Annotated in this window: 12 protein-coding genes; all 12 read left to right on the top strand. The window is 57.6% G+C overall.

What is annotated here, in order from left to right; translation table 11 throughout:
- Nucleotides 1-40: 40 nt before the first annotated feature.
- Nucleotides 41-730, top strand: a complete 690-nt coding sequence (locus tag H2O17_RS10910) for a DedA family protein (RefSeq protein WP_182049692.1) — start codon at nt 41-43, stop codon at nt 728-730.
- Between the two features lie 54 nt (nt 731-784).
- Complete coding sequence (locus tag H2O17_RS10915) at nt 785-2254, top strand: hypothetical protein (RefSeq protein ID WP_182049693.1); 1470 nt, start codon at nt 785-787, stop codon at nt 2252-2254.
- Between the two features lie 105 nt (nt 2255-2359).
- Nucleotides 2360-5161, top strand: coding sequence for a lysylphosphatidylglycerol synthase transmembrane domain-containing protein (locus tag H2O17_RS10920; RefSeq protein ID WP_182049694.1), 2802 nt, complete (start codon nt 2360-2362; stop codon nt 5159-5161).
- Nucleotides 5162-5239: 78 nt separating this feature from the next.
- Nucleotides 5240-6976 carry a DUF2079 domain-containing protein gene (locus H2O17_RS10925; protein WP_182049695.1) on the top strand — a complete coding sequence of 579 codons (1737 nt, stop codon included), beginning with the start codon at nt 5240-5242 and terminating at the stop codon, nt 6974-6976.
- A gap of 406 nt (nt 6977-7382) precedes the next feature.
- Entirely contained in the window at nt 7383-8693 is a 1311-nt protein-coding gene (locus H2O17_RS10930; RefSeq protein WP_220456867.1) for a uracil-xanthine permease family protein, read from the top strand.
- A 108-nt stretch (nt 8694-8801) separates the two neighbouring features.
- A complete protein-coding gene (locus tag H2O17_RS10935; RefSeq protein WP_182049697.1) occupies nt 8802-9275 on the top strand; it encodes a fluoride efflux transporter FluC in 474 nt (157 codons plus the stop codon).
- Nucleotides 9272-9658, top strand: coding sequence for a fluoride efflux transporter FluC (locus H2O17_RS10940; protein WP_182049698.1), 387 nt, complete (start codon nt 9272-9274; stop codon nt 9656-9658). Before H2O17_RS10935 ends, H2O17_RS10940 begins: the two co-directional genes overlap by 4 nt.
- A gap of 67 nt (nt 9659-9725) precedes the next feature.
- Nucleotides 9726-10268 (top strand): GNAT family N-acetyltransferase, encoded by a 543-nt coding sequence (locus H2O17_RS10945; protein ID WP_182049699.1) that lies wholly within the window; start codon nt 9726-9728, stop codon nt 10266-10268.
- A gap of 168 nt (nt 10269-10436) precedes the next feature.
- Entirely contained in the window at nt 10437-12113 is a 1677-nt protein-coding gene (pgm, locus tag H2O17_RS10950; protein WP_182049700.1) for a phosphoglucomutase (alpha-D-glucose-1,6-bisphosphate-dependent), read from the top strand.
- Between the two features lie 250 nt (nt 12114-12363).
- Nucleotides 12364-13827, top strand: a complete 1464-nt coding sequence (gndA, locus tag H2O17_RS10955) for an NADP-dependent phosphogluconate dehydrogenase (RefSeq protein ID WP_182049701.1) — start codon at nt 12364-12366, stop codon at nt 13825-13827.
- Between the two features lie 105 nt (nt 13828-13932).
- Complete coding sequence (locus H2O17_RS10960; protein ID WP_182049702.1) at nt 13933-15093, top strand: App1 family protein phosphatidate phosphatase; 1161 nt, start codon at nt 13933-13935, stop codon at nt 15091-15093.
- A gap of 230 nt (nt 15094-15323) precedes the next feature.
- On the top strand, nt 15324-16445 hold the full coding sequence (locus tag H2O17_RS10965) for an L-talarate/galactarate dehydratase (protein WP_182049703.1): 1122 nt from the start codon (nt 15324-15326) through the stop codon (nt 16443-16445).
- Nucleotides 16446-16499 lie beyond the last annotated feature (54 nt).

Here is a 16499-nt window from a genome sequence, read left to right on the forward strand (position 1 = left end):
CTCCGATCTTGGAGGCGTTGCGGGTTGGGCGGTCAGTGTCATGGAAGCACTGGGCGGAATCGGCGCAGCCTCCCTTATCGCACTGGAGAATCTCTTCCCACCGCTGCCCTCAGAAATCATACTTCCCTTGGCTGGTTTCACTGCTGGAACAGGCGCTTCGTTCACGGTGCTCGAAGCAATCCTGTGGTGCACGGGCGGATCGGTGTTCGGAGCATGGCTCCTCTACGGGCTTGGCGCGCTGCTTGGACGGGATCGCACACGCAGGATCCTCACCGCTCTTCCGCTGATGAAGGCCGCAGATGTGTACCGCACGGAAGTGTGGTTTGAGAAGTATGGTCAGTGGACTGTCTTCTTTGGAAGAATGATCCCCATCTTTCGCTCGCTCATATCGCTTCCAGCCGGAGTGACGCGCATGAGCCCTGTCCTCTTCACCGCGTTGACCGCAACCGGCTCACTCATCTGGAACAGCGTACTCATCTATGCTGGCTACTTATTAGGTGCCAACTGGCACGTGGTGGAAACGTACGTGGGCACGTTGTCCAAGGTAGTCATCGTCGTCGTCGTTATCGCTGCCATAGTGTGGATTGCCCTGCGCATACGCAACAACCGCGCAATGGTCGCTAGAGCTGAGCACTCAACCCCGGGGCACCTGGCACAAATCGAGGCAGAGCCACGCGATACGCCCCACGCGCAGACGCCCCATACTGAGCAAGAGAATCCAAACGACTAGGGTTGGACAACAGGTGCAAAGCTGCGCCAAGTCGGACCAATGAAAGGGCATTCCGTGAGTGTCGTCTACCAGCTGACCGTATCGGCCCATCAGGCCGAATCTTTCCTCAAGCACGGCATCGACTTCTTTGGAGGACTTGCGGTTGATGCGAACGAGGTCAGTGGCGTGACGGACGTCGCGGATCTCATCACGCTGCTCAACGGAAACATGCCGGGTTCGCCGTACAAAGAGGATCAGCCTCTCTACATCCTGCACGTCCCAACTAATCCTTTTATTCAGGCCCGTCTGGCCGTTGGTCCACTAGACAAGCGAGCCTTCCTCGGAGGCATCGTTGAACTCGATCCGTTCGATGGTTCAGGAGTTGCCCGGGCAGGCAACGTGAGCACCCCTCTCATCTGGATTGAGCCCACCCGTCTCAGCCAAGGATCACAACTGTGGCGATTCGAGCCCGGAAATCCAGAGCCCACCCTATGCGGCGTGTACCACGGCGTTACATGGGGTTGGGAAAACGTTGAGACAGGCGAGTTCCGCGTGGGAATGCCCACCCAATTCGTTGGCCCGGTGATTCGCCGCGAATGGGGCGTAGTGCCGGTAGACGTGGAGCTTAACGCGAGTGGAACCACACCCGTTTCCGTCACGATGGTAGCGCCCGCCCAACCTCCGGAGGAGGATGGCTTCGAAGCGGTCAGTTCAGGTATGTGGGCTAAACGCCTCGAATACAACCCCGCCTTGGATATCTTTGAATACCAGGTAATCGGTAGATCAGAGTCACTTCCGATTCGCGTCTTGCGCGCTATCAAGGACGACGACGCCCTTCACCTCCAAGCTCACATCACCCCGATGATCGTGGATGCGCCACTCGCGAGCGCAGCGGGATTCCAGCGCTACACGCAAGGTGTATTCACCCACATCATCCCGATGGAATCAATCAAAGATCGCACCATTCGCGAAGCTCGGCCTGGTTCATGGGACGTGCGCAACCGGCCAGCTGTGACAGTGGATCCAGCCAGAATCCGAGACAATGGTGATACCCAGCAGCTGCTTGCAGACATCCTTGCACTCATGACAAACGTGGCACCGAGCAACTGGACCCGACTCCGCATGATGGTTCAACTGGTGGATCGCCAAATCCACTTCGCTGCCACGGCGGATGTCCCGGGCTCCGAACCCGCGGGGGCCCATTCCTCTGCCACTGGGCAGATCGATACGAACGTCAGTTCCGCCGGAGCAGCACAGGAGGCCACTGTGCGCGAGGTAGGAATCAAGTTCATGCCCACCGCGGTGCTGCATTACTGCAACCAGATCAAAGAGGATCAGTACCGCCCAGGCGAAGGTGCCGCCGTGGCAGTGGTGATCGAGTTCAACCGAGACGGTAAAGCAAGCGTCACGCTGAACCTTCACAACAAGCCGCGCTGGGCTGACAAGGTCACTGCGCAGGCGTGGAAGAAAGACCTCATTCGTTATCCACGCAACGAAGAACACATCCCAGCATGGATGAAAGAGCTGATGTCAGACGGACAATGACTCGATAGTGCGCTAGGGTCATTCCCGAAATGGCGAATGTGCTAGGTGGAGCTGAGCCGCCTTCCCGATCACCAGAATCCGAATATCTACCCGTAGACTGCTCTTGTGAAAGAAGAGGACCGCGTGCCCGAAGCACGAGAAGGCTCATCCACCGAGCCCACCCACCCTCCCGCGCTTTCGACACCCGTTCCAGCGCCACGGCGTAACGTACTGCTGATTGATGAAGCCGTGCGTTGGGTGCGGCGTCCCCGTGACCTTGCTGGCGCCGGGTTGTTCCTCCTCGCAATCATTTCCGTGATGGTTCTGGCGATTTACGGATCGGCCACCACTTTGGCGATCACACGGGACGTTCGCAGCGCTACTCAGAAGATTCTTGAAACGGTTCTCTTCATTCCCATCAATGTGATTGAAGGCCTCCTTAGCTTCTTCTTGCCGCTCATTCTTCTCATTGACCTTGTTTGGCACCGCCAGTGGAGGACTCTGGTATCTGCCGTTGCCTCTTCAGGTTCCGCAGTTGTTATTGCCTACGGCATGTTGTGGCTCTTCGAGAAGTACTTCCCCATCTCGCCACTGACACAGCAACTCTCTGACTCTATTGACGAGCAGGCAAACATCAACCTTATCCCCTACGTGGCGGTCATCGCGGCCCTACTCACAGTGGCCAGTTCTCACAAGGCGTGGCGGATCAGTTCGTGGGGTTGGCCTTTACTCATATTCGCCTTAGTTGTATCGGTGCTCAAGGGCAATCAGACCCTACCTGGCGCTCTCATCACGGTGTTTCTCGGCTGCTTGTGCGGGCTTCTGGCTCGCTACATCGCGGGAGATGTTCCCGAACGGAGCACCGGGGCTCACCTCGTCAACATCGTTCGCAGAGCCGGAATTGACGTAACTCAGATCGTTCGAATAGACAAGCTGCCGGAGGATTCTCCGCTCTACGCTTGGCGAACGATCACCGAAGCCCCGTTGGGCTATGTAGATAGATATGGGCTCGAACAGATCCGCCAAATCCTCAAGGACACAGAGGAGATGGCCCAATCAGGCCTCCTTGATCGTCCGCAGGATCCTCCAACTGATGGTGGGGAACTCCTAGTTGGCGGCGTCGTCGACGACGGCGAAGCACTCCCACGGCCGGACGAATCCGAGCCCGAATCTGCCATCCATCGCAAGAAGGCGAAGTCTGGATACGTTTCCTTCCGGCTCGATCCAGAGGTGGATCCAGATCGCCTCTCAGATGCCCTCAAGGAAAAATGGCATCCGCCAATCAGCGTCGCTGCGTCCAGGAACTACATCGTGACAGACGTCCACGGCACTGCCTACATCGCTGGCCTCATCGACACCGATCAACACATCATGGGCGTTCTGGCGTCGATGTGGAACAGGCTCACTCTGACCATCGGATCGCAGCGTCCCCAACGCACCATCGAAGAAAGCGCTGACCGCGTGGTCATGATGGAACTTGCCGCAACTCACGCGGGCCTCGCGCCTGAACGCAACCTGCGCGTGGCAAGTGGCACCAACTCTATGCTCGTGACCTACAAACTTCGGGGAGAGACGGCCTTCCATGCTATGACGGACGCTCCTCTCGATGCCACCCTGGATGAGACATGGGCCATTCTTCAAAAAGCACACCAACGCGGTTTCTGCCACGGAAATGTTGGTCCTCGCAGCGTAGTGATGCACGATGGGCATGTTGAGATACTGAACTGGGAGCGCGGTTCCCTCGCGGCATCTGAACTGACCCGACGCATCGATATGGCCCAGGCGATAGCCCTCATGGCTAGCCACGCTGGCGTCGAGCGCGCCGTAGCATCCGCGCAGCGCTGCCTGCCCCTCGATCAGATGATCTCGCTCGCGCCCGCGCTGCAGGCTGCCGTCATCCCCCATGAAACGATGGCGAGATTCTCCAGCAAGAAGGAGTTCCAGCGCCTGCGCGATTCGCTGACTGAATCCGTACCTGCCACTGGCGAAGTGCAGCCACTTCAGTTGCGCAGATTCTCCCCACGAACCGTCATTACCCTGTCCATTGGGTTGGTGGCCGTCTACTTGCTCCTCGCCTCCATCAATATCGAGGAACTGCGCGACACCATCTCGCAGGCGGTTCCCGCATGGATGGTCTTCTCGTTTATCGCGGGAATGTTCTCCTATGTGGGTGCCAGTCTCGTTCTCAAGGCGTACACGGCAGAGAATCTCAACTTCAAGACCACCACCATTGTTCAACTCGCAGCATCCGTGGTGGCACTGGTAGCGCCCGCCGGTATTGGACCAGCGGCTCTCAACCTCCGCTTCCTCCAGAAGAACAAGGTTGCAACGCCTGTTGCGATAGCGACGGTTTCACTTGTGCAAGTGGCGCAGTTTGTCACAACAGTGGCACTTCTGGTTCTGCTGGGACTCGCCACCGGCGATGTCGGTTCATTCGCAGTGCCGTCCGGGACCATCTTGGTAGTGGTCGCGTGTGTGGCCGTGGTGGCTGCGGCTTTTGTACTCGTCACGCCGCTCAGGAAGTGGGCTTCTGAGAAGATCCGGCCAACCATAGACCAGATCTGGCCTCGGCTGGTATGGCTAGGAACCCATCCCATTCGGTTCTTCTACGGATTCTGTGGATCCGTTCTTCAAAGCGTGGCGTACGTTGCTGCATTTGGCGGCGCGTTAGCTGCCTTCGGTCATAGCTTGCCCGTAGTAACTCTGGCCGTCACGTATCTGGTTTCGAACTCCGTGGGTTCCGTGGTTCCTTCTCCCGGTGGCATCGGTCCAGTTGAAGCTGCTCTGACGGTTGGCCTCACAGCTGCGGGTGTTCCATACTCCATTGCATTCTCCACTGCGCTACTGTTCCGTGTACTCACCTTCTGGATCCGCATTCCGCTGGGCTGGCTGGCGCTGAACTGGTGCCAGAGACGAAACGTGGTGTGACGTGTGCCATCGAACCCATTCAGATTCCTCTGTGCTAACTCCAGCAGTTCTCCACGAGAACTCCTATTGAATTCGGACGTGATCCAAACGAACACGGACTTCCAATCCCTCCCCGCCGGTGACTCTGAGAACCACCCCACAGCTCCACCATCTGCTGACGCAGCCAGCCAAAGCGTCGCTGCCACGGCAAACCAAACCGTTGCGGAAGCTCCCGTTGAGGAAGCTCCTGTTGCGGAAGCTCCTCGACGATTCCTCCCTCGGTGGCATCCCGACCCCGTCGCGTGGGTAGTGGCTTTTGTGGGCGCGGCGCTCTTCATTTCCTACTCGGTCATTCAGTGGAAGGCGTTCTCTGTACCGTCGTGGGATCTTGGGATCTTCACCCAACTGTTGAGGAAGTATTCCGAGCTCAGCGTTCCGATTGTGGAGATCAAGGGACCCGGCTTCAACTTGTGGGGAGATCACTTTCACCCACTCTTGATGGTGCTCACGCCGTTCTATTGGTTGTTCCCTTCAGGGCTCACGCTCCTTATCCTGCAAGATCTTCTTTTTGCGTGGTCCGCTGTACCTATCACCCGATATGCACGCAAACGTATCGGCCCATTGTGGGGAACAGTAGCGGGATTCTCCTACATTCTGAGCTGGGGCTTGGCAGAAGCGGTTCAAGCGCAGTTCCATGAAATCGCCCTAGCAGTTCCCCTGATCGCGTTCGGGTTGGTGCATTGGCTGGAAGGACGGCGCAAGCTGGCGTGGGTAGAGATCGGCCTTCTTGTGTTCGTGAAGGAAGACCTCGGGCTTACCGTGGCAATGTTCGGCCTTATTCTCATATGGCTCGCGTGGGGCGAAGAAGCACATCGAGGTGTGGTTGCTGAGATGCGCCGTGCGCAGGAATCCGGACATCAAACTCACACGTTGCGCCCGTTCCCTAAGAGAACGCGTGCGTCGTTGCGGCGAACCATCTCCGGAGGTGAAGCCACTACCGGGCTCTCATTCTTCATTTGGGGAATGTTCTGGTTCGTTGCCGCAATCATGGTGATTCTCCCGCACTTCAACTCCAATGGAGGATGGGATTACACGCAGAATCTGTCTGAGTCCGGAACCGCCACAACTTCATTGATCGGGTTCCTTGAGAACCTCTTGGGACCGAGTCAGAAGATCGTTACGGTATTGCTGTTGCTCGTTGCCATGGGCGTGGTGGGATTGCGAAGTCCGATCTTCTTCCTCATGCTCCCTACCCTGGCATGGCGTTTTGCGGGCAACGTGACCTATTACTGGGGATGGCAGTGGCATTACTCGGCGGTCCTCATGCCGATCGCTATTCTTGCCCTTGTTGATGGCGTGGATCGGATCAGGGGCCATGCACGTGTGCGCCCAACGTATAAGCGATGGCTGGCCGGCACGGCGGTGGTCGTGTCACTTTTCGGCAGCATCGGCATGGCCTGGAATGGCCCGATGGGTGCGCTTCTTCGCGGAGAAAAGACTGTAAACACAGTAAGCTCACAAGCTGCGCAGGGCGCCATTGATGCAGTTGGAAGCGGACGGAGTATTAGGTCAAGCCTTCAGTTCTTGGCTTACCTCATACCAGACAACACCGTCTATTGGACCGGAAGTGTGGGCGACGCCTACTTTGACACGATCGTTCTGAGTCCCGGCGATCTCTCTGAAACTGGCTATACCGATCCAATTGAATGGGCCAACACACAATATGGAAACTCATGGAGCCTGGTGTATTCAGTGGACGGATACAGTGTGCTCAAGCTTGACGGAACATTCAATTCCGACGACGCCATCGCTCCCGAAGTACTTGGCGTTCCGTAGTGCTGGGGACGCCGTCGTGAAGCAGAGACGGCCCCACTCTTCATAGCCACACCTCCCAGGCGTCCACCATTCAGATGCTTGGGCCGAACCTAGTTCCACATCGTGAGATTTTCCGGGAGATTCGTAAACTGCTTCCGTTGCCTTTGCCACAGCATTCTGCTGTGCTCCCGACGAAATCTCGCGCTCTCGGGTGATTTTGGTGTACCTCTGTGCGGCTAGCACGATCTTGCCAACCGCAAGGTGGCTGAGTGGTCTCGGTAGAATGAGTGTCCGCGAGTATTCAGGCGGATTAGTGCGGAAGCGCCCCGCCGGATCGCAGTGCGGGCACATGCCTACCACTCCACACTAAGCACGAGGAGACCCTGTGGCTCTGTCCTGGAATCTGCACGGCGACGGCAAGGCCGTCATGGCACATGAGATTGTCCTTCCTGAAGAGCGCTTGACCTGGCCGCGCACTATTGGCTTTGGCATGCAGCACATCGTTGCGATGTTTGGTGCCACCTTCTTGGTCCCTATCCTCACTGGCTTCAGCCCTACCGCTACGCTGTTCTTCTCAGGCCTGGGCACCCTCTTGTTCATGTTGCTCACAGGCAACCGCCTGCCCAGCTATCTTGGCTCCTCATTTGCGTTCATCGCTCCGATCACAGCTGCAACAGCAGGCGACGGAAACCTTGCCCGGGCTTCATTTGGAATCCTCTGCGTAGGCGTGCTCATGGCGATAGTGGGGTGGTCCGTAGAAAAGTGGGGCACGGGCTGGGTAAACGCGTTAATGCCGCCCGTTGTCATGGGTGGCATCGTCGCAATTATCGGCTTTAACCTAGCTCCAGCTGTTCTCACCAACTGGAATGGCGGCGGTACTGGCGCCGATCCCACCAAGTCGGCTGTTGTCGCGGCAATTACCCTCGTTTCAATCCTTCTCATCACTGTGTGCTTTAAGGGCCTGATCGGCCGCTTGTCCATCGTTCTGGGCGTAGCAATTGGCTACATTGCTGCCGCAATTGCCGGGATCGTCGACTTCGCTGACTTCAGGGCGGCAAGTTGGATCGGCTTGCCCGAATTCCATTTGCCTGGCAATCCCTTTTCAGATCCGAGCCTATGGGGTTTGCTTCCGGCGTTCCTTCCCGTAGTGCTGGTGCTCGTTGCCGAGAACGTGGGTCACGTCAAGAGCGTCGGCCTCATGATCGACCGTGACATGGACCCCGTTGCTGGTCGCGCGCTGATGGCCGATGGTATCTCCACGGTTTTCGCCGGCTTGGGCGGCGGATCAGGAACCACAACCTACGGTGAAAACATCGGCGTCATGGCAGCCACTAAGGTCTACTCCACCGCGGCGTACTGGGTGGCAGGCATCTTCGCGATTCTGCTTTCCTTCTCCCCGAAGGTTGGCGCATTTATTAACGCCATTCCGGCTGGTGTGCTAGGTGGAGTGACTACTGCACTTTACGGTCTCATTGGCCTCATCGGCGTCAAGATCTGGATTGACAACAAAGTGGACTTCTCCAAGCCCGTTAACCAGTTCTCCGCCGCAGTCACAATGATCGTCGGAATTGCTGACTTCACGCTCCACATCGGATCGGTCGTTTTCAACGGAATTGCACTTGGCTCCCTCGCAGCAATCATCGTGTACCACACCATGAACTGGATCTCGAAGCGCCGCCAAGGCGAAGAAGCTGACGCATCAGTCGGCCAGCCAGAAGAAGTGGTTTACGTTCAGTAAGGGCGGTTACGCTCACTGCCTCTCCACGCTCCATTCGCAGCCTCAGCTGAGGATTCCGCGACGGCGTCGCACCCTCCCCGTTTTTCGCACCGCACGTAAGATGACTTCGTGGCTTCTCCTCCCATCTATCGTGATCCACGCGGTATCGCCCTCATCTTTGTGGGCGGAATCGCGGGATCAATTGCGCGCGGACTTCTCACTGAGGCGCTCGGCCCACTCACTTCCCACATTGGCTGGGGAACGTTGGTAGTCAACCTCTCGGGAGCCCTCATGCTGGGATTCATCGTGGGATTCATAGCCACCCTCCCTCCGGTCAAGGCGGAACGGGCTCGGAGCTGGTACCTAGTGTTTGGCACCGGATTCATGGGGGCCTACACCACCTATAGCACCTTGGTTAATGAATCAGTCAGTCAAGCCAGCACCCGGTTGGTTTCAGCTGGCGCGTACGCTGCTTTCACGCTCGTGTTGGGACTAGCACTCGCAGGTGTGGGAATGGTTGCTGGCTTGAAGGTAGGCACACGCAGCGAACTGCGCCGCGCCAAGCGGCGCCCCGCCACCCACTCGCAAGAGGATCCCGCATGATGCCGTTGCTTGTGTGGCTATTCATCGGAGTGGCTGGCGGTATCGGCGCCGTGTGCCGTGCCTGCCTTGATGCGGCCGTCACCCGAGCCTCCCGGCCCAATTGGCCAGCTGGCATCTTCACGGTAAACGTCGTGGGTTGTTTCCTGCTCGGCTTGATAACCAACTGGCTGATCGTCACTGGAACAGTGAGTCAAGACGTGGCACGGATGATCACCGTGGGATTCTTTGGAGGATTTACTACCTTTTCCACTGCGATGGTGGATGTAGTCCAGCTTCTGCGCAACAACCGAACTCGCATGGCCATCGCTGTGTTCATGGGAACATTTGCATCCGGCATCCTCGCCCTCGTTGCTGGGCATCTCGCCGGAACCTTCTTGGCCTAAAGCCCGCTCCTCTCCCCATTCACATTCACATTCACATTCACATTCACATTCACCCAACGAAAGCACAATGAACACCTCCCTCATCCCATGCACGCTCAATGACCTTGACTGTCTGCGCGACCTCTGCATCCAAACCTTCACGCAAACATTCGGCGCCACCGCGAGCCAAGCAGACCTTAACGAGTACCTCACCAGCGCGTACTCAACCGAAGTACTCGCTAGTGAACTCGCGGACCCAAACTCGTTTACGTACTTTGCTCTGGCCGGAAGTACGGTAGCCGGATACCTGAAGCTCAACGTGGGAAGCGCGCAGACTGAAGAAATAGGGCCCGATGCGCTAGAAGTGCAACGCATCTATGTACTCAAGGATTTCAAGAAGTATGGAATAGGCCGTCTCTTCATGGAGAAGGCACTTGCGACCGCCAAAGAACACGGGACAACCACGATTTGGCTCGGGGTGTGGGAACACAACACTGACGCGTTAGGGTTCTACCGCCACTTCGGTTTCACTCAGTTTGGCTCCCACGACTTCCCCATTGCCACCGAACCCCAGACTGATCTGCTTATGAGCCGCCCAGTGCATCTACCCGCGGTGACTCCAGCCTTCTAGCCGATTCTGCGGAGGCCCGGCGATCCGTAACCCGCCAGATATACCTCTTATAGAGTTGAGTATTCTTGGCATACTAGACGCAGGTGAGCGCCGTCGTCGTCGACGACGATTCGTCCACAAGGGCCGTTTGGACGGGAACGCTCCGTGCGAACGTGCGAGAATCGGATCATGAACGAACGCGCTGGACTTCCCGCACTACCAGAGGACCTCATCGATGTCGATGCGCTCATCGCGGCGTACTACGAAATCGAACCAGATCCTGCCAATCCGCTGCAGGCCGTTGTCTTCGGGACCTCAGGCCACCGCGGCTCAAGTTTTGACGGAGCCTTCAACGAGGCTCATATCGCCGCGACCACCCAAGCGATCGTTGAGTATCGCGCATCGCAGGGTTTCGACGGCCCGCTCTTCATCGGGCGCGACACCCACGGCCTATCTGTGCCTGCTGAAAGAACCGCCATTGAGGTGCTCGTTGCGCAGGGTGTGGACGTCCGCATCGATTCGCGCGGATCCTACACACCAACACCGGCAGTTTCGCTCGCGATCCTCGTCGCCAATGGGGTTGGCAGCGAAGGCGGGCTCCGTCAGAGCGGCGCTGGGCTTGCAGACGGCATTGTTATTACACCTTCGCACAACCCGCCACGCGATGGCGGTTTCAAGTACAACCCGCCCACCGGTGGACCAGCGGGATCAGACGCCACCAGCGTGATCGCCGCTCGCGCCAATGAACTACTGCGCGAGGGTTGGAAGAACATCAAGCGCGTGCCCTACGATCAGGCCGTTGCTTCGACTACAGGCTTCGACTTCCGGAAGCTGTATGTGGATTCACTGGATACGATGATCGATTTTGAAGCGATCCGCTCCGCAGGCATCCGAATCGGCGCCGACCCCATGGGTGGCGCTTCGCTCGAATACTGGGGTGCGATTGCAGACAAGTACCAGATCGACCTCACCGTGGTGAATCCTGTGGCTGACCCACGCTGGCCGTTCATGACGCTTGACTGGGATGGCAAGATTCGCATGGATTGCTCGTCGCCCTACGCTATGGCCTCTTTGCGGGCGCGCATGATTCCCGACGCCGAAGGCAACGTTCCGTTTGATATCGCCACCGGTAACGACGCAGATTCGGATCGCCACGGCATCGTGACGCCAGACGGCGGACTTATGAACCCCAATCACTATCTTGCTGTGGCAATCGAGTACCTCTTCACTCACCGGCCAGGATGGGGTCACGGAGCCGGTGTTGGAAAGACCCTTGTTTCGTCCTCGCTCATCGATCGAGTTGTGGCAGATATGGGCAAGAACCTCGTGGAAGTCCCTGTGGGATTCAAGTGGTTTGTGCCCGGATTGTTGACAGGCACGATTGGATTTGGCGGCGAAGAATCTGCTGGAGGATCATTCCTGCGCAAAGACGGAACCGTGTGGACTACTGACAAGGACGGCCTCATCATGGATCTCCTTGCATCAGAGATTCTGGCGGTAACAGGAAAGAGCCCGTCTCAACTTCACGAAGAACAGGTTGAGAGGTTTGGGGCTTCTGCTTACGCACGGATCGATGCCGCGGCTTCCAAGGAGCAGAAAGCCAAGCTCGGCCAGTTGGCACCCGAAGACGTAACGGCTTCAGAGCTTGCGGGCGAACCCATTACCGCGAAGCTCGTAGCGGCCCCCGGAAACAATGCCGCCATTGGGGGTCTCAAGGTCACCACAGAAAACGCTTGGTTCGCAGCCCGGCCTTCTGGCACCGAGGACGTCTACAAGATCTATGCCGAATCCTTCAAGGGTGCCGAGCATCTTGAGGAAGTCCAAGAGGCTGCTAAGGCTGTGGTCTCAGCAGCATTAAAAGGCTGACGGCTTGGTGGTGGCTGGCGGCGAGCCACAGTCAGCACGTCGCCTCTATCACACGAGCTTTCGCTGAGCGCGTGCGGATCGCCCCACAGGGCATTTTCGTCTTCCGCACGCGCACCCAGCACAGTAGATTTATCGGAGTTGCCCTGCCGGATCTGGCGGTGCACGTCAGATCCTCGATCTGTTGGTGAACATGCCAGATCTCGCCGAAGTCTCATCGGTCAGGCGAGGGGCCTCGAAATAAGGAGAGAGCATGTCAATCCCCGCACCCGCTGAGGGCGTCGCAGATCTCGGCGTCACCGGAATGGCGGTCATGGGATCGAACCTTGCCCGCAACTTCGCGAGCAAGGGTTACAAGGTCGCAATCCATAACCGTTCGGCCGCCAAGACTGAAAAGGTCATAGCCGAACACGGAGACGATGGCGAGTTCTATCCCTCTGAAACCATGGCGGATTTCGTCGCCTCGCTATCCAAGCCTCGGGTTGCCATCATCATGGTCAAGGCTGGCGCTCCCACCGATGCCGTTATTGAGGAACTTGCCGCCCTCATGGAACCCGGCGATATCATCGTGGACTGCGGGAACTCCAATTATCATGACACCCGCCGCCGCGAAGCCGATATTCGCGCGCGCGGGCTTCACTTCGTTGGCTCCGGAGTCTCCGGCGGAGAAGAGGGTGCTCTCAAGGGCCCATCAATTATGCCTGGCGGAACCGTTGAATCGTACAAGCGGCTCGGGCCCATGTTCGAATCGATCTCCGCACATGTTGATGGAGTGCCATGCTGCACGCACGTTGGGCCGGATGGAGCTGGGCACTTCGTGAAGATGGTGCACAACGGCATCGAGTATGCGGATATGCAGCTCATCGCTGAAGCCTACGACCTCATGCGCAAAGCTCTGGGGATGAGCGCACCTGAAATCGGCAAGGTCTTTGAAGAGTGGAACAAGACAGAACTCGATTCCTATCTCATTGAGATCACCGCTGATGTGCTCCAGCACTCCGACCCACAGACGGGCAAGCCTTTCGTGGACATCATCCTCGATCAGGCAGCTCAGAAGGGCACGGGCGCGTGGACCGTTCAGAACGCGGCTGAGATGGGCATTCCGGTTACCGGCATTGCGGAAGCAACATTCGCTCGATCACTTTCCGGTTCTATCCCACAACGCGAGGCTGCCCGAACCACCCTCCCAGCGCTGACCGTTGATACGCCTATCGACGAACAGCGCGAAGCATTCATCGAAGCAATCAGGCAAGCGCTTTATGCCTCGAAGATGGTGGCTTATTCGCAGGGATTCGATCTCATTCGTTCTGCATCCGACCAGTACGGATGGAATGTAGATATGGGCGCTATGGCCCGCATCTGGCGCGGTGGCTGCATCATCCGCGCAGTGTTCCTTAACCGCATCACGGAAGCCTATGAACGTAATCAGGAGCTACCACTCCTGCTTTCGGATTCCTACTTCGCTGGCGAAATCGCCAAGACCGTCAAATCGTGGCGTTGGATCGTATCCTTCTCTGCGCTCAACGGGATCCCGGTACCGGCGTTCTCCTCCACGCTCTCTTACTACGACGGCGTGCGTGCAGAACAGCTTCCTGCCAACCTCATCCAAGGCCAGCGCGACTATTTTGGCGCGCACACCTACCATCGCGTAGATGACTCAGCAGGCGTTTACCACACTCTGTGGAGCGAAGATCGCTCAGAGGAAAAGCAGAACTAAGCTGGCATGACGCTTGAGTGAGTTGGGGGAGCGGCAATGTGCGCCGCTCCCCCAACTCATGCCCGTCCTCAGCCGATTCGCAATCTGAGACGCTAAGCTTGGTGCGTGGCACTTGCAGACATCGCGCGCGCAGCAGAGATCGCCCTGAACAAGCGGGGCATCGTTCGAATGCGGTCGCGCGGATGGCTTCCTCAAATCCTGCCCTTCACAGGATATGGTTCCGTAAACAAGTTGCACGTGCTCGCCAGAGCAGTCATGGCCGCACCAGATGCAGACGAGCCCTTCACCTTCAAGTTGCTGCCAGGCAGCGCCCACGGCGCTATCCCGTCACGGCCGGTCTCGCAGTTCCTCGATCTTCATTCGCCAACGATTGACGCGGTTGACGATATCGTGGAACTCGCCGCGCACACCGCAGGAGAAGCGCAACGCGGATGGCGCCAGTTCTTCACTACTCAAGTGGGGAATCTGCCCGTTACCGTTCGGATCGCCAATCAAGAGATCGAAACGCGCACCGATGCCAGCGGATACATCAATGTCATGTTCACCAAACACGGTTTGGAACCCGGCTGGCACGAAGCTGAGATCATTCCTCGTGCGGGCAAACCTGTAGTTGCCCCCGTCGTCGTCGTCGATCCTGACGCGAAACTAGGTGTCATATCGGATATTGACGATACGATCCTCGTAGCGTGGCTGCCGCGCGCCATGCTGGCAGCCTGGAACGCCTTCATACTGAAGACTGACGCACGCCAACCGGTGCCAGGTATGGCGGAGTTCTACGCCGAAGTGCTTGCCGATTACCCCGAAGCACCAGTCTTCTACGTATCCACCGGTGCGTGGAACACACTGCCCGCCATGCAAGCTTTCATTCAATCGAATGATCTACCTACAGGTCCCCTGCTCATGACCGACTGGGGGCCAACGCCAACAGGGCTGTTCCGATCAGGGCAGGAACACAAACGTACACAGATCCGCAATCTCCTCATCATGTTCCCGCACATCAAGTGGGTACTCATCGGCGACGACGGCCAACATGATCCGGTGATCTATGACGAACTTGCGCGCGAACACCCCACACGAGTAGAGGCGATCGCCCTGCGCGAGCTCAACCCGGTTGAGCAAGTGCTTTCCAGTGGCATGGGTGCAACCATTGAGGCAATCAACCCGATCCTGCCGATGCGCCCAGCCTCAATTCCACTCATCCAAGGCCGCGACGGCCACGAGTTACTGCAGGAATTCCGCCGCATAAAAAGGAACTCTGCCGCATAAAGAGGCAAGTGGGCGCGGCGCGAGCGGCGCTGCGCCACTGACCACACGGCTGCGAGCAGCAGGCACGGGGCACGTTTGGTTCTTCCCCACCGCAAGCAACACAGACACTTTCAACAGACTTGTTCCTAAGTGAATTGAGGAATCGAGACCACTTGTCTTATAAGTTATATAGACATAGTATGAGTGTGGGAACAAGGTAGTCCCCACCTCGCACTGCATAGGAGCACGTCATGTCTGACTCAATAACCAACGTCAAGTTGTCACACGTCGTCTTGCCACTCAAGCACGAGATTTCAGACGCCAAGGTGTTTACCGGGCGCCAGAAGCCAATGACTGAAGTCCACTTCCTTTTCTGCGAAATCGAGACGGCTGATGGATTCTCTGGAGTCGGGTTCGGCTACTCCAAGCGTGCCGGCGGGCCAGCACAATTCGCGCACGCCAAGGAGATTGCCGACAATTTGATCGGCGAAGATCCAAACGATATTGACCGCCTCCGCATCAAGCTGCTTTGGGCAGGCGCATCGGTGGGCCGCTCTGGGGTCGCAGTACAGGCCATCGCCGCCATTGATGTGGCATTGTGGGACCTCAAGTCGAAACGAGCAGACCTACCACTCTCCAAACTCATCGGTGCCCACCGCGATTCAGTCCGTTGTTACAACACGTCCGGAGGATTCCTGAACGCACCACTTCCACAAATCCTCGAGAACGCGACGGCGTCGGTAGAAGCGGGAATCGGCGGCATCAAGATCAAAGTCGGACACCCCGACCGAAACGTAGACTTCACACGCCTGACGGCCATGCGGGAACACTTGGGAGACGATTTCCCGCTCATGGTGGATGCGAACCAGCAATGGGATCGTCCCACAGCCATGCGGATGTGCAAAGCAATGGAGGAGTTCAACCTCGTGTGGATTGAAGAACCCCTAGATGCCTATGACTACGAAGGTCATGCTGAACTCACTCGGGAAATCGCCACTCCAATAGCCACTGGAGAAATGCTGACATCGGTTGCGGAACACCGCAAGCTGATCGAGCGTCATTCGTGCGACTTCATTCAGCCAGATGCCCCGCGAATCGGAGGAATCACCGAGTTTCGCAAGCTTCTGACATTGGCGGAGGACGCGGGCCTTCAGCTAGCACCCCACTTCTCCATGGAGATTCACTCCCACCTCGCGGCAACGTACTCGCTCGAGCCGTGGGTGGAACACTTCGATTGGCTCGACCCGCTATTCAACGAACACATGGAGATCGCCAACGGACGCATGCTCGTCTCAGAAAGGCCAGGCCTAGGCATTACGCTCTCCGATCAGATGCGAGCATGGACCATCGACACCTTCAGCGTCCACGCCTGACCTAGGGCGTTATCCTTGTGGGGGTGGAGCCACCACCTCCACAAGGACCAGACG

This window comes from Changpingibacter yushuensis, from assembly GCF_014041995.1.
Taxonomy (GTDB): domain Bacteria; phylum Actinomycetota; class Actinomycetes; order Actinomycetales; family Actinomycetaceae; genus Changpingibacter; species Changpingibacter yushuensis.

Excerpts from the sequence above, each read along its gene's own strand:
- gndA (WP_182049701.1), top strand. The coding sequence starts at position 12,364 with ATGTCAATCCCCGCACCCGCTGAGGGCGTCGCAGATCTCGGCGTCACC.
- H2O17_RS10965 (WP_182049703.1), top strand. The coding sequence starts at position 15,324 with ATGTCTGACTCAATAACCAACGTCAAGTTGTCACACGTCGTCTTGCCA.
- pgm (WP_182049700.1), top strand. The coding sequence starts at position 10,437 with ATGAACGAACGCGCTGGACTTCCCGCACTACCAGAGGACCTCATCGAT.
- H2O17_RS10945 (WP_182049699.1), top strand. The coding sequence starts at position 9,726 with ATGAACACCTCCCTCATCCCATGCACGCTCAATGACCTTGACTGTCTG.
- H2O17_RS10930 (WP_220456867.1), top strand. The coding sequence starts at position 7,383 with ATGGCACATGAGATTGTCCTTCCTGAAGAGCGCTTGACCTGGCCGCGC.
- H2O17_RS10910 (WP_182049692.1), top strand. The coding sequence starts at position 41 with ATGGAAGCACTGGGCGGAATCGGCGCAGCCTCCCTTATCGCACTGGAG.
- H2O17_RS10940 (WP_182049698.1), top strand. The coding sequence starts at position 9,272 with ATGATGCCGTTGCTTGTGTGGCTATTCATCGGAGTGGCTGGCGGTATC.